Origin of the sequence: Nonomuraea sp. NPDC059023 (assembly GCF_042740095.1) — a bacterium.
Taxonomy (GTDB): Bacteria; Actinomycetota; Actinomycetes; order Streptosporangiales; family Streptosporangiaceae; genus Nonomuraea.
Window position 1 is genome coordinate 72,033 of sequence record NZ_JBHYIO010000008.1, and the last position, 14,436, is coordinate 86,468.

Annotated in this window: 6 protein-coding genes; all 6 read right to left on the reverse strand. The window is 72.9% G+C overall.

Translation table 11 applies throughout. From position 1 onward, the window contains the following. Nucleotides 1-160: 160 nt before the first annotated feature. From ACFWYW_RS16030 to ACFWYW_RS16055, 6 genes are read right to left on the reverse strand one after another with little or no spacing between them, the layout of a single operon-like run. Complete coding sequence (locus tag ACFWYW_RS16030; RefSeq protein WP_379612265.1) at nt 161-1,945, reverse strand: amino acid adenylation domain-containing protein; 1,785 nt, start codon at nt 1,943-1,945, stop codon at nt 161-163. Further along, a complete protein-coding gene (locus tag ACFWYW_RS16035; RefSeq protein WP_379612264.1) occupies nt 1,942-2,832 on the reverse strand; it encodes a TauD/TfdA family dioxygenase in 891 nt (296 codons plus the stop codon). The genes ACFWYW_RS16030 and ACFWYW_RS16035 overlap by 4 nt, the downstream gene beginning before the upstream one ends. 2 nt (nt 2,833-2,834) lie before the next feature. Further along, the gene (locus ACFWYW_RS16040) at nt 2,835-4,109 is read right to left on the reverse strand and encodes an MFS transporter (RefSeq protein WP_379612263.1); all 1,275 of its coding nucleotides are present in this window, start codon (nt 4,107-4,109) and stop codon (nt 2,835-2,837) included. Next, nucleotides 4,084-7,968, reverse strand: a complete 3,885-nt coding sequence (locus tag ACFWYW_RS16045; protein ID WP_379612262.1) for an amino acid adenylation domain-containing protein — start codon at nt 7,966-7,968, stop codon at nt 4,084-4,086. The genes ACFWYW_RS16040 and ACFWYW_RS16045 overlap by 26 nt, the downstream gene beginning before the upstream one ends. Beyond that, nucleotides 7,965-14,234: an amino acid adenylation domain-containing protein gene (locus ACFWYW_RS16050; RefSeq protein WP_379640996.1), complete on the reverse strand. Its 6,270-nt coding sequence runs from the start codon at nt 14,232-14,234 to the stop codon at nt 7,965-7,967. Before ACFWYW_RS16050 ends, ACFWYW_RS16045 begins: the two co-directional genes overlap by 4 nt. Continuing rightward, nucleotides 14,231-14,416, reverse strand: coding sequence for an MbtH family protein (locus ACFWYW_RS16055; RefSeq protein WP_379610453.1), 186 nt, complete (start codon nt 14,414-14,416; stop codon nt 14,231-14,233). The genes ACFWYW_RS16050 and ACFWYW_RS16055 overlap by 4 nt, the downstream gene beginning before the upstream one ends. Between the last annotated feature and the right edge of the window lie 20 nt (nt 14,417-14,436).

Consider the following 14,436-nt stretch of genomic DNA (forward strand, 5'->3'; position numbering starts at 1 on the left):
CGCCAAAAGCGGCGCCGCACTCCGGGCGCTTGCCCGCGGGGCGAAAGGCCGTAGCCCAAGGGACGGGCGGAAGGGCTGATCGGGGGCGTGGCGTGGGTCAGGTGGACGGGCTGATCGGGGCGTGGCGTGGGTTGGCTGGGGGTGGGCGTAAGGGGAGGGGTCAGGGTGGGGTGGTGCGGTCGCGGCGGGCCTGGCGGCGGCGGGTCATGCGGTCTGTGGGGTCTGCTGGGTCCGTGGGGGACGGGGGTGGTTCCTGGGTCAGGTGGCGGGCCAGGGCGGCGACGGTGGGGTGGGTGTAGAGGGTGGTCAGGGGGAGACGGCGGCCCAGGGCGGTTTCGAGGTGGAGTTGGACCTTGGCCATCAGGAGCGAGTGGCCGCCGGTGTCGAAGAAGTTCTGGTCTCTGGGCACCTGGGGGAGGTCCAGGGCGGTGCGCCAGGCGGCGGCGATCACTTCCTCCAGGCCGGTGAGGGTGGACGCCCGGGTGACGGGCTGGTGTGTGGGGAGCGCGGCGGTGTCCACCTTGCCGGTCGGGGTCAACGGGAAGGCGCTGAGGGCGGTGAACGTGGTCGGCAGCATGTACTCGGGTAGCACGCCGGACAGGGCGTCCCGGAGCCCGGTGGCGGACTCGGCGATGACGTAGGCGTGGAGGTGTTCGTCACGGGCCACGACGGTCGCCTTGGACACGCCGGGGAGCGCGGACAGGGCGGCCTCCACCTCGCCAAGCTCCACGCGGTGGCCGCGGATCTTGACCTGGCGGTCCAGGCGGCCCAGGTAGGCGATGCGGCCGTCGGGCAGGAGGCGGCCCAGGTCGCCGGTCAGGTAGTAGCGGGTGCCGTCGGGGTCCGTGCCGAACCTGGCGGCGTCCCCGGCGGGCGCGCACCAGTAGTCGGCCAGGTAGGGGCTTCTGATCACGATCTGCCCCTCCGGGCCGGGCGGCTCCAGGGTGACCCGGGTGCCGGGGAGGGGGCGGCCGATGGGGACGACTCCGGCCGGTACGAGGGCGGCGTCGGCCTGGGTGAGGTGGTTCTGGACGGCGAAGGAGATCTCGGTGGCGCCGTAGCCGTTGACGAGGACGCAGGAGTCGCCGAAGTGGCGGCGGAAGCGGTCCAGGTCGGCGCCCACCACGGCCTCGCCGCCCAGCACGATGGCACGCATCCGCGACAGCCGTTCACCGTCCGCGAGCGCATCCACCAGATAACGGAAAACCGTCGGCGTGGAGTGATAAATGGTGATCTCTCGGGCGGCTGCGGCCAGCTCCGACAGGCCCGCCGCCCGCACGTCCACCGGCACCACGCACGCCCCGTTCAGCAGGGCGGAGAACGTGTCGGTCACCGCCATGTCGAAGCTGAACGACGACAGCACGCTGACCCGGTCGGACGGCCCGATTCGCAGGTTGTTCGTGTGGGCGGCGACCTGGAACAACACCCCCCGATGCGTCTGCACGACCCCCTTCGGCTCCCCGGTCGAGCCCGAGGTGAACAGGATGTACGCCGCCGAGTCCGGATCCACCGGCACCCAGCCGGACGGCTCCTCGGCCAGGGCGGTCACGTCCACCACGCGGCACCCCTCCAGCAGCTCACCGGCCAAGGCCAGGTGGCCGGGCGAGGTCAGCACCACGTCCGCGCCTGCCAGGGCGGCCATGCGGCGCAGCCGTACCGGCGGATAGCGCGGATCGAGCGGCACGTAGGCCGCGCCCGCGCCCAATGTGCCGAGGATCGCGGCGATCGTCCGCTCGCCGTGGTCGAGCAGCAGCGCCACCCGCTGCGCCCCGCGCACCGCGGCCGCCACCAGCCCGGCGCGACGGGCGAGTTCGGCGTAGGTGAGGCCGTCGAGCGCGGGCCGGTCGGGGTGGGCACGGGCGGCGGCGAGGAAGCGGGCGGGGATCGACTCGGCCAGCCATTCGGCGCGGAACTCCCGGTGCTCAGGGACGACGAGCGTGCTCACGTCATCGCCACCAGGACCTTGCGCGTGCCGGTGAAGGCGTGCCGGCCGTGCAGGACCAGCATGTTGTCGATCACCAGGACGTCTCCTTCCCGCCACGGCTCGGCCCACTCGCCGGCGCGGGCGACCTCGCGCACGTGGTCGAGATCGTCGGCGGGGATGGGGGTGCCGTCGCCGTAGAGGGCGTGCAGGGGGAGTTCCTCCTCCGACTCGACCAGGCCGAGCAGCGCCTCGGCCTCGTCGGCGGGCAGGGAGGAGACATGCCACTGCTCGGCCTGGTTGAACCAGACCTCCTCGCCGGTCAGCGGGTGCTTCCTGGTGGCCGGGCGCGTCTGCCGTACGCGGAGATCGCCCTCGTCGCTCCAGGTGAACCGCGCGCCCGCCGCGCGCAGGACGGACTCGACCTCGGCGCGGTCGGCGGTCTCGTAGGTGTCCTGCCAGGACTTGCCCAGGCCGAAGCCGCCGTGGAGGTTCTGCAGGTAGGTGACGCCGCGGGTGGTGAAGCGTTCGCGGACCTCGGGGTCGAGCGTGGCCAGCAGTGCGCGGCCGTCCGAGATCGGGGTGGCGCCGCCGGTGTCGGCGGCGTCGAGGCAGCAGAAGAACAGGCGCTCGGGCCACAGCGCCGCCTGCGAGAGTTCGTTGTGCAGGGAGATGCGGTATTCGGCCGGGTACTCGGTGGAGGTCCAGACGCCCTCGTGTACGGCTTCGCGCGGCGAGTTGCCGTGCCGGTAGGTGGTGAACGGCTCGCCGAACTCGCGTACCACCTGATGGAACTCCCCGGCGGACGAGACGCCGAGCCCGCGCAGGAGCACGGCGCCGTGCTCGCGCAGGAGTTCGGCCGTCTTCACCGGGTCGGCGTGGTCGAGCGTGGCGACGGTGGTGGCAGGCATGGTCACTCCTGAGGGGTGGGCATCGCGCGGGTACGGGGCACGGGGGACAGGGCCAGGATGACCACGGGGACGAGCGCCCCGAGCGCGCAGATGATCAGCGTGGGCCGGACGCCGATCCCGGCGGCCAGCAGTCCGGCCAGCGCGGCGCCGACGGGCGCGAAGGCCAGCGCGACGGCGCGCTGCGAGGCCATCACGCGGCCCTGGAGCCGGTCGGGCGTGGCGCCCTGCCTGAGCACGGTGTGGTTGACGCCCGCGATCGGGCCGGTCACGCCGAGCAGGAACTGCGAGATGCCGATCATGGTCAGCGCGAGCCAGAACGGCCCGGTGGCCAGCGCGATGAGGATGAGCGAGCCGTTGCCGACCACGGTCGCCCAGAAGAAGCCGGGCCCCATGCCGATCCGCTTCATCACCGGTACGGCCAGCAGCGACCCGAGAATCGCCCCCGGAGCGCCGACCGCGAACATCACACCCACCCAGTACGGCTCCATGCCCAGGCTCTTGGTGATCCAGAACGGCAGCAGCACCTGGATGCCGGTGAAGAAGAACATGTAGAAGCCGCTGGCGATGACGCCGGGCCGTACCAGAGGCTGCCGCCAGACCCAGACCAGCCCCTCCTTGATCGAGGAGATCACGCCCGGCCGGTCCGCCGAGGGATCCTGCCGCGGCTCCTCCTTCTTGATCAGCGCGCACAGGACCGCTGAGGCGAAGAACGAGACCACGTCGATGACCAGGATCACCGCGGCGCTGACGGTGGTGACCAGCGCGGACCCGAGCGTGTTCCCGGCGATCTTGCCGACCGAGGTGCTGAGCTGCAGCTTGGCGTTGCCGTCGCCGAGCTGCTCGCGCCCCACCAGGAACGGCAGGTGCGACATGTTGGCCACCTCGAAGAACACGTACATGGTGACCAGCACGAACGACACCAAGCCCAGCCAGATGAGGTTGAGCGAGCCGGTCAGCCAGAGCACGGGGATGAGCATGAGCGCGAACCCGCGCACCACGTCCGTGACGATCATCGTGGGCCGCTTGCGGAACCGGTCCGCCCAGAACCCGGCGAACAGGAACAGCAGCATCGGCACCCGCCCGATCGCGCCGAGGAAGCCGAGCTGCTCCTCGGACGCGCTGAGCAGGACGATCGCGACGAGCGGGAACGCCACCTCGGTGACGGCGTTGCCGAAGGCGGAGGCGGTGAACCCGCTCCACAACTTCAGGAAGTCCCTGTGCTTCCACAGGCTGGGCGTCTCGGGCGGCGCATCACTGGCCGTCGTCTCCTGTGCCATGATCCATCCACCTCCTCCATTCGGTTGCGGTGCGGGCGACGTAGGGCGGGAAGAACGAGCTGAAGCGGGCGCCGGGCAGGTAGCCGACGTCGAGCCGGTCACAGACCGCGCGCCAGCCGTAGTCCTCGTCGAGGGAGACGCCGTCCCCCTCGGGGATGAGCAGGACGGCGCGGCCGTCGTAGGGCTCGTGGGTGTAGTGGCCGACGGCGTGGGCGTTGGCGCGGAAGACGTCCAGGTAGCGCCGGATGTAGGCGAGGTCGTCGGGTCGCTGGCGGAGTGTTCCCTCGCTGGAGGCGGCGTTGATGACCGACAGCAGTTGCTCGGCCGGTTCCAGATGCCTGAACTCCTGGATGTCCACGGTGGTCAGCCCGCCGGCCAGCGCGTGCCCCATGAGTTCCAGGTCGTCCTCCAGCGACCTGCGGACGACCGGTTCGTCGGCCGAGGACCAGGCCAGGAAGACGGCCGGCACCTCCTCGCCGTCCGAGCGCAGCCGCCTGGCCACCTCCAGCGCGATGTTGCCGCCGATGCAGAACCCGCCGAGCGCGTAGGGGCCGTGCGGGCGCACCGAGCGGACATAGGCGGCGTACGCCTCGGCCATCTCGGCGATCGTCGCGTGCGGCGTCTCGCCTTCGGCCAGGCCGTGCGCGGGGATCGCGTAGACGGGCTGGTCCTCGCCGAGCGCGGTGGCGAGCGGCTGGTAGCGGAAGACCTCGCCGCCGAGCGCGTGGATGAGGAAGACGGGGGTACGGTCCCCGCCCTCGCGCAGCGGGACGATCCGGCCCTTGCCGACCGGCGTGTCCGCGTCGTGCCGCAGTGCGGCGGCGAGCTGGGCGACCGTGGGCGCGGGCAGGATCGTGGCGACCGGCACCTCCCGGCCGAGGTCCTGGCGCAGCCGCATGGCCAGGCGCAGCGCGAGCAGGGAGTGGCCGCCGAGGGCGAAGAAGTCGTCGCGGATCCCGACCTCCTCCACGCCGAGCACGTCGGCGAAGAGCTTGGCGAGGTGCTCTTCCAGCTCGTCGCGCGGCGCCTCGTACGGCGGGCGCGGCGCCGGAGCCGGATCGGGCAGCGCCTTGCGGTCGAGCTTGCCGTTGGCCGTGGTCGGCAGCCGTTCCAGCGACAGGAACGCGCTCGGCACCATGTGCTCGGGCAGCCGCGCCCGCAGGAACGCGGTGACGTCGGACAGCTCGGCCACGGTGCCGGGTTCGAGCACGACGTAACAGGCCAGCCCGCCCTTGTACGGCACCACGACCGCGCTCCTGATGTTCGGGTGCAGGCCGATCGTGGCCTCGACCTCGCCGGGTTCGACCCGCATGCCGCGGATCTTGACCTGGTGGTCGATGCGGCCCAGGTACTCGACCTCGCCGTCGGGCAGCCAGCGGGCCAGGTCGCCGGTCCGGTAGAGGCGTCCGCCGTCCGGGTGCGGGGTGAACTGGGCGGCGGTCAGCGCCGGCAGCCCCCGGTAGCCGTCGGCCAGCCCGGCTCCGGCGATGCACAGCTCGCCGGGGGTGCCGATCGGGACGCGCCGGGCGTTCCTGTCGAGGATCTCGATGCTGACGCCGGTGATCGGTTTTCCGATGGGGGTACGGCTCTCGCCCGGCCGGCAGGCGTGCCAGGTGACGTCGACGGCCGCTTCGGTCGGGCCGTACAGGTTGTGGAGTTCGACGCCGGGGAAGGCGGTGTGGAAGCGTTCGGCCAGCGAGGTGGGCAGGGCCTCGCCCGAGCAGATCACCCGCCGCAGTGATGGCAGGCTCGGGGTCTCCTCGACCAGGGCCTCCAGCATCGACGGGACGAAGTGCAGGGTGGTCACGGCGTGTTCGCGGATGAGGCGGGTCAGGGCCGCGGTGTCGCGGTGGTCGTCGGGGCCCGCCACGATCGTCCCCGCGCCGGCGATGAGCGGCCAGAACAACTCCCAGACCGAGACGTCGAAGGTGAACGGCGTCTTGTGCAGGATTCGGTCGTCGGGGGTGAGCGGGAAGGCGTCCGACATCCAGAGCAGGCGGTTCACGATGGCCGCGTGGGAGACGACCACGCCCTTGGGGTTGCCGGTGGAGCCCGAGGTGTAGATCACATAGGCCGGAGCATGTGGCGAAATTTCCGGCAACCCACCCCACACGCCTCCGCCCGATGGGGTCGGCAGAAGAGAGGCGGTGGTGGGCTGGGAGGCGGTGGGGGGCACGGTCGTGTGGCTGGGGAAGCGGTTGGCGGAGTCGGTGATGATCACTTGTGCGTCGGCGTCGCCGGTCAGGAAGGTCAGCCGTTCGTCGGGGTAGGAAGGCTCCAGCGGCAGGTAGGCGCCTCCGGCGGCCACCACCGCGTGTACCGCCACCACCAGGTCCACGCTCCGTGGCAGGCACACCCCCACCACCGACCCGGCCTCGACCCCGGCGGCCCGAAGCGCACCGGCCAACCCCCGGACCCGTCCCGAAAAATCGGTGTAAGTCAGGGCGGAGCCGGAAGGCCCCACCACGGCCACCGCATCCGGCGTCCGCTCCGCCTGTGCCGCCAGCAGCGCGGGCAGGGTGCCAGAGACGCCCGGCCCGGTGGCGTTCCACCCGGCGATCACCGCCGCGTCCGCCGCCACGTACCCGCCGCTCTCCCGCGGATCGATGGCCAGGTCGGCGGCGACGTCGGCGAACGCCCGCCGGTAGTACGCGGCCGCCCGCTCGATCTGGTCGGCGGCGAACTGCGTGCGGTCGTACTTCAACGTCAGCCCGAGCCGCCGCGTCCGCGGCGACCAGGTGAAGTTGGCGGCGTAGGCCAGGTTCGTCTGCTCGAAGAACTCGGTCTCCGACACGGCCAGGCCGTCCCCGCCCAGCTCACGGTAGGCCTTGAAGTCCCGGTAGTCGAAGAGCGCGTCGAAGGCCGGGGCCCGTCCGGTGAGCCGCTGGATCTCGAAGAGCGGGTAGTGGCGGTGGGGGTGGAGCGCGACCTCGGTCTCGAAGACGCCTCTGATCAACGCCTCCCAGGTGGGCACGTCGGTGCGTACCCGCAGCGGAACGGTGTTGAGGAACAGCCCGAGCACCTCGCCCGCGGCCTCGTGTTCGGGCCGCCCGTGCGTGACCACGCCGGTGACGGCCTCGCCCTCGCCGGTGAGCAGGGCGAGAACCCGCAGGTGGCAGGCGAGCAGCACCGTGCGCAGCGGCACCCGCAGCCGCGTGGCCGCCTCCGCCAGGCCGGCGACCACGGGCTCGTCCATGGCGACCGGATGGGACACGGCCTGCTCGGTGTCACCGGCCCGGTAGCCGGGCAGCCTCGGAAGGACGCCGTCGGGGGCCTCGTCGAGCAGGTCCCGCCAGAACCCGGCGGTCTTCTCGTCGGCGATCGCCGCCTTCTCCGTGGCCACGAAGTCGCGGAAGCTCGGCTCCAGCGGCTCCACCGGCAGCGGGGTTCCCGCCAGGTGCGCGGAGTAGCGGCGCAGCAGGTCGCCGGTGAGCGTGGAGACGCTCCAGCCGTCCAGGATCGCGTGGTGGAAGCTGAGCCCGAGCCCGAACTCCGCCTCGCCCCTGACCTCCACCGCCACCCGGAACAGCGGCGCGCTCCCGTAGTCGAACGCCCGGCCGCGCTCCGCCTCGCCCCAGGCCCCGATCGGCTCGGCGACCTCGGCCAGCGGCGGCTCGACCTCGTCCCACACGAGCTGGAGCGGTTCCTCGAAGCCGGTGAGGTCGAACGACGTGCGCAGCACCGCGTGCCGCGCCATGACCTCCCGCAGCGCCGCACGCAGCGCCGCGGCGTCGTAGCGTCCGTGCAGCACGAGCGTGAACACGTCGTGGTACGTCGGCGACCCCTCCTGGTAGGAGCTGTGGAACAACATGCCCGCCTGCAGCGCGGTGAGCGGGTAGGCGTCCTGCAGCGCCGTCATGGTCGCCCTCCTTGGAAGCGTTGCTTGATGCGGTCCAGGTCACCGGCCCCGAGCAGGCCGAACGCGGCGCGGGTGGCGCTCTCGGCGGCCGGGCCGCGCTCCAGCGTGGTGGCCAGTTCGCGCACGGTCTGGTGCGTGAACAGCCGCTCCAGGGCCAGCCGGTAGCCGCGGCCCCGCAGCCTGGCCACGACCTTGAGCGACTGGATGGAGTCGCCGCCCAGGGCGAAGAAGTTGTCGTGCGCGCCGACGTCCCCGACGCCGAGCACCTGCGCCCACACCTGGGCGACCGCCTCCTCCTCCGGCCCGGCGGGCGGCTCGTGGACGGGCGCGGCGGCCGGACGGGGTTCGGGCAGCGCGTGCCGGTCGAGCTTGCCGTTCGGGGTGAGCGGCAGTTCCTCCAGCACCGCGTACTGGGCCGGGACCAGATGCTCGGGCAGCCGGACGCGCAGGTGGGCGGTGAGCGCGGGCAGGTCGATCCCCGTCTCGGCGACCAGGTAGCCGACCAGCGCGCCGCGCCGGGCCAGGACCACAGCGGACCTGACCGAGGGGTGCGCGGTGAGCGCCGCCTCGACCTCGCCGGGTTCGACCCGGATGCCGCGGATCTTGACCTGGTGGTCGATGCGGCCCAGGTACTCGACCTCGCCGTCGGGCAGCCAGCGGGCCAGGTCGCCGGTCCGGTAGAGGCGGCCGTGCGGCGAGGGCGTGAACTGCCGCGCGGTCAGCCCCGGCCGCCCCAGATACCCGTGGGCCAGGCCGATGCCGCCGACGCACAGCTCGCCGGGCGCGCCGATCGGGACCCGCTCGCCGTTCCCGTCGAGGATCTCGACGCGGATGCCGGTGATGGGCCGTCCGATGGGGGTACGGCTCTCGCCCGGCTCGCAGGCGTGCCAGGTGACGTCGACGGCCGCTTCGGTCGGGCCGTAGAGATTGTGCAACTCGGTGTCCGGCAGGGCGGCGTGGAAGCGTCCGGCCAGCGAGGTGGGCAGGGCCTCGCCCGAGCAGATCACCCGCCGGAGAGAGGGCAACGCGGGCCGTTCCTCCAGCAGGGCGTCCAGCAGCGAGGGCACGAAGTGGACCGTGGTCACCCGGTGCTCGCCGATCAGCCGGACCAGCTCGGCGGTGTCCCGGTGCGCCTCGGGCCCGGCCACGACCATCCCCGCACCCGCGATGAGCGGCCAGAACAACTCCCAGACCGAGACGTCGAAGGTGAACGGCGTCTTGTGCAGGATCCGGTCCTCTGGAGTGAGCGGGAAGGCCTCGGACATCCATCGCAGCCGGTTGGAGATGGCCGCATGCGAGATCACGACCCCCTTGGGGTTGCCCGTGGAGCCCGAGGTGTAGATCACATAGGCCGGAGCATGTGGCGAAATTTCCGGCAACCCACCCCGTACGCCTCCGCCCGACGCGGTGGGCAGCAGAGAGGCGGTGGACGGCGGGGAGGCGGTGGGTGGGAGAGGGGCGGTGGGGGGTACGGTCGTGTGGCTGGGGAAGCGGTCGGCGGAGTCGGTGATGATCACCTGGGCGTCGGCGTCGCCGGTCAGGAAGGTCAGCCGTTCGTCGGGGTAGGAAGGCTCCAGCGGCAGGTACGCGCCCCCGGCGGCCACCACCGCGTGTACCGCCACCACCAGGTCCACGCTCCGTGGCAGGCACACCCCCACCACCGACCCGACCCCGACCCCGGCGGCCCGAAGCGCACCGGCCAACCCCCGGACCCGTCCCGAAAAATCGGTGTAAGTCAGGGCGGAGCCAGAAGGCCCCACCACGGCCACCGCATCCGGCGTCGCCGCCACCTGCCGGGCCAGCAGCTCGGGCAACGACGGCGACGACGCGAACGAGCCGGTGTCGTTCCACTCCTCGATCAGCGCGTTCTCGGCAGGCGTGAGCAGCGGCAACGAGGAGACCGGCCGGTCCGGATCGGCCACCGCCGCGGTCAGCAGCGCGAGGAAGCGGGCGGCCAGCCGTTCGATCGTGCCCGCGTCGAACAGGTCGGTGCGGTACTCCAGGATGCCGTGCAGCCCGTCCGGCTCCCGCCGCAGATAGAGCGTCAGGTCGAACTTGGCGTGCGCGGTCCCCGACGGCAGCCACTCGAACCGCAGCCCGCCCGCCGACACCGGCGGCCGCTCGGCGTCCTCCAGGCTGAGCATCACCTGCACCAGCGGCGTGCCGCCCAGGTCACGCCGCGGCTGCAGGTCCTCGATCAGCACCTCGAACGGCACCTCGTCGTTGGCGAAGGCCTCCAGCGACGTCGTCCTGACCTGCTTGAGCAGCTCGCGGAAGGTCGGGTCGGCCGACAGGTCCGCCCGGACGGCCAGCGTGTTGAGGAAGAAGCCGAGCAGCGACTCCACCTCGGGCCTGGGCCGGTTCGCGGCGGGCGTGCCGACCAGGATGTCGTCCTGGCCGGAGTGCCGGGCCAGCAGGACCGAGAAGGCCGCGAGCAGCGTCATGAACAGCGAGGCGTTCTCCTCGGCGCCCAGCCCGCGCAGCCGCTCGGCCAGCGGCGCCGGAACGCTGATCGGCACGTTCGCCCCCGCGTAGCTCCGCCGGGACGGCCGGGGCCGGTCGGCGGGCAGTTCCAGCCGCTCGGGCCGCCCGGCCAGCCGCGCCCGCCAGTACGCCAGCTGCGTCTCCCGCAACGGCCCCTCGACCCGGGCCCGCTGCCAGGCGGCGTAGTCGGCGTACTGCACCGGCAGCTCCGGCAGGCCGGGCCGCCGGTCCTCGCCCAGGGCCGCGTAGATCTCGGCCAGCTCGCTCTGGAACAACACCGCCGACCAGGCGTCGTTGACCACGTGGTGCAGAGTGACGAGCAGAACGTGGTCGTCGGCCGCCATGCGGACCAGGTGGGCGCGCAACGGCGGCTCGGTGGTCAGGTCGAAGCGCCGCGATGCCTCCTCCTCCAGCAGCCGCAGGGCCTGAGCCGGTCCGCCGCCGGGCAGCTCGGTGACGGTGAAGGGCGCCTCTGGCTCGTCCTCGATCCGCACGATCAGGTCGTCGTCGCGTTCTTCCAGCCGCGATCGCAGCACCTCGTGGCGGTCGGCGACGCCGAGCAGGGCGCGCGCCAGCCGTACCGGATCGAGGTCGCCGCGCACGCGCAGGCAGACGTGCGTGTTGTAGACGGCGGCGGCCGGTTCGAGCTGGTCGAGGAACCACAGGCGGCGCTGGCCGTAGGAGGCGGGCAGGCCGGTGCCGCGCGGGACCGGCACGACCGGCGGCAGCCGCTCGCCCCGCTTGCTCAGGGCGGCGTCGACCTTCGCGGCGAGCCCGGAGACGGTCGGGTTCTCGAACAGGGCGCGCAACGGCGGCGCGGCGCCGAAGGCGGTCCTGACCCGGCTCATCAGCTTGATCGCGAGCAGGGAGTGGCCGCCGAGCTCCAGGAAGCTGTCGTCCCTGCCGACCGGGCCGCAGTCGAGCAGTTGCCCGAACAACGCGGCGATCAGTTCGTCGGTCGCGCCGGACGGCGGCGCGCCCGCGCTCGCGGCGGCGGCGACCGGCGCGGGCAGGCGGGCGCGGTCGAGCTTGCCGTGCGCGGCCAGCGGCAGCCCGTCCATGGAGACGAAGTGCGCGGGCACCATGTAGTCGGGCAGCCGCTCGGCCAGGTACGCCCGCAGCGCGGCGGCCTCGACCGCGCCGACCACGTACGCGGTCAGCTCGCCGTCGCGGGCCAGGACGGCACACTCGCGCACGGCCGGGTACGCGGCGATCGCCGCCTGCACCTCGCCGGGCTCCACGCGGAACCCGCGGATCTTGACCTGGTCGTCGGCCCGGCCCAGGAACTCCACGGAGCCGTCGGGCAGCCGCCTGGCCCGGTCGCCGGTCCGGTAGAGCCGGGCGCCCGGCACGCCGGAGAACGGGTCGGGCACGAAGACCGCCGCCGTCGCGGCCGGGCGGCCGAGATAGCCGCGGCTGACGCTCACGCCGCCCACGCACAGTTCGCCGGGCACCCCGTCGGGCACCGGCCGCAGGCCGGCGTCCAGGACATATGCCGTGGCGTGGGGCAGCGTGTGGCCGACCGGGGTGGTGGTTCCGGCGCCGTGCGGCGTCTGGTCACCGGCCAGGGCGAGCACGCCGACGGTCGTCTCGGTGGGGCCGTAGTGGTTGACGACCGACCGTTCGGGACCGGCCGCGGCGCGCAGCTCGCGTACCCACTCCCAGCGTGAGGCCTCGCCGCCGAGCACGAGCGTGCGGCGGGGGAGCAGCGCGGCCGGGTCGGGCAGCCCGCTCTGCAGGGCGGCCAGGTGCGACGGCGTGATCTTGTAGATGTCGACGGCCTCGCGGCGCAGGTGCTCGGCGACCCAGTAGGCGTCGGTGGCCAGCTCGCGCGGCACCAGGTGGAGCGTGCCGCCGGTCAGCAGCGCGCCGAAGAAGACGGTGATCGCGAAGTCGTAGGTGAGCGGCTGCAGCATCGACAGGCGGCGGCCGGGCGCGAGGCCGAGCAGGCCGGTGACGCCGGAGACGTAGGCGGTCAGCTCGCCGTCGGCGACGCCCACGCCCTTCGGCCGCCCGGTCGAGCCGGAGGTGTAGATCACGTACGCGAGCTGGCCGGGATGCCGCGCCACCGCGGGCGCCGCCTCGCCGGGCGCGTCGGCCGGGTCGAGGATCGGCAGCCCCGTCTCGGGCAGCCCGGTCGCCCGGCCGGTGACGATCGCGGTCGCCCCGGAGTCGGCGAGCTGGTAGCGCACCCGCTCCACCGGATGCCGCGCGTCCAGCGGCAGGAACGCCGCCCCCGCCTTCAGCACGCCCAGCACCGCGACGGCCAGCTCCACGTCGTTGCCGAGCAGGACCGCGATCGGCCTGTCCTGCCGCGCGTGCGGGGCCAGGAGCGCGGCCAGCCGCCCCGAGCGCCGGTCCAGCTCGCCGTAGGTCAGCGCGCCGCCGTCCGCGTCGGCGACCGCCACCGCGCCGGGCCGCTCACGCACGAGCGCGGCGAACACCTCCGTGACGCTCTTCCGCTCCGGCATCTCCCCGGTACGGCCCCGCGGTTCCTCCCCGGGCAGCAGAATCGGCAGCCGCCCCACCGGAGTGGCCGGATCGTCGAGCACGCCGCCGAGCAGCAGCCGGTACCGGGCGGCGAAGCCCTCGGCCCACTCCGCGTCGAACAGGGCCTTGGCGTACTCCATCCGCCCGCTGATCCGCTCGCCCTCCTCGACGAGGTCGATCAGCAGGTCCACCTTGGCGGTGCCGTTGCGCAACTGGATGTTCTCGGCCAGCGGCAGCAGGTTGAAGACGATCTGGTGCAGCGGCTCGCCGTCGGCGCCCTCGGTGCGTACCTCCTCGACCAGGCGCTCGTAGGGCGCCTCCTGGTTGTCCAGCGCGTCGAGCAGGTTCGCCCGCACCTGGGCGAGCAGGTCGGTGAACGGCACCTCGCGGCGGCAGTCGCCGCGCACCACCACGGTGTTGACCATGATGCCGATCAGCCCGGCGGTCTCGGGCCGGTCCCGGCCGGAGACCGGCGTGCCCACGAGCACGTCCTCGCGGCCGGTCAGCCGCCCGACCAGCGCCTGCAGGGCGGCCAGCAGCACGGCGAACGGCGTCGCGCCGCGGGCCGCCGCCAGCTCGCGCACCCGCCGCGTGAGCTCGGGCGGCAGGTCGAAGCCGACGTCGCCGCCCGCGTGCCGGGAGATCTCCGGGTCGGGGGCGCGCGGGGAGAGCTCCAGCGGGGGCGGCGGCTCGGCCAGCTGTTTCTTCCAGTACGCGAGCTGGTCGGCCAGTTCGCCGTTGTCCCACCGGCCACGTTGCCAGGCGGCGAAGTCGCCGTACTGGATGGGCAGTTCCGGCAGGGTTCTGCCGTCGTAGAGGGCGGCCAGCTCGGTGATGAAGATCTCCACCGAGGTGCCGTCGAAGATGATGTGGTGGAAGAGGAAGAACCCCTGCCACTCGTCCTCGCTCAGCCGGAAGAGCTTGGTCTGCCACAGCGGCGGCCGGTCCAGCGGGATGGGGCGGGCGGCGTCGGCGGCGTGGATCTCCGCCAGCCGCGCCGCCCGCTCGCGCTCGTCCAGCCCGCGCAGGTCGGTCCGCTCGACCTCCACGTGGAGCTCGGGCAGCACGATCTGCGCCAGCTCGCCGTCGCGCAGCTCCAGCCCGGTGCGCAGCGTCTCGTGCCGCTTCACCAGCTCCCGCAGCGCCGCCTCGAACCGGTCAGGGTCCAGGCCGCGCCGCAGCAGCTTGACGAACGCGATGTTGTACGCCGTCAGACCGGGCTCCATCTGGTCCACGAACCAGAGGCGCTCCTGCCCGAACGAGGCGGGGAGCACGTAGCCTTCCATGCTCATCCGCCCATGGCCGTACGCAGGCTGAGCGGCCGCATGTCCGTCCAGACCTGGTCGATGTGGTCGAGGCACTCCTGCCGCGAGCCGGCGAAGCCGGACTCCCGCCAGCCTGCGGGCGCCGGGCGGTCGGCGGCCCAGACCGAGTACTGCTCCTCGTCGTTGATCACTACCTTGAAGTCCGGCATCGCGAGCTCCTTTCCGGGGG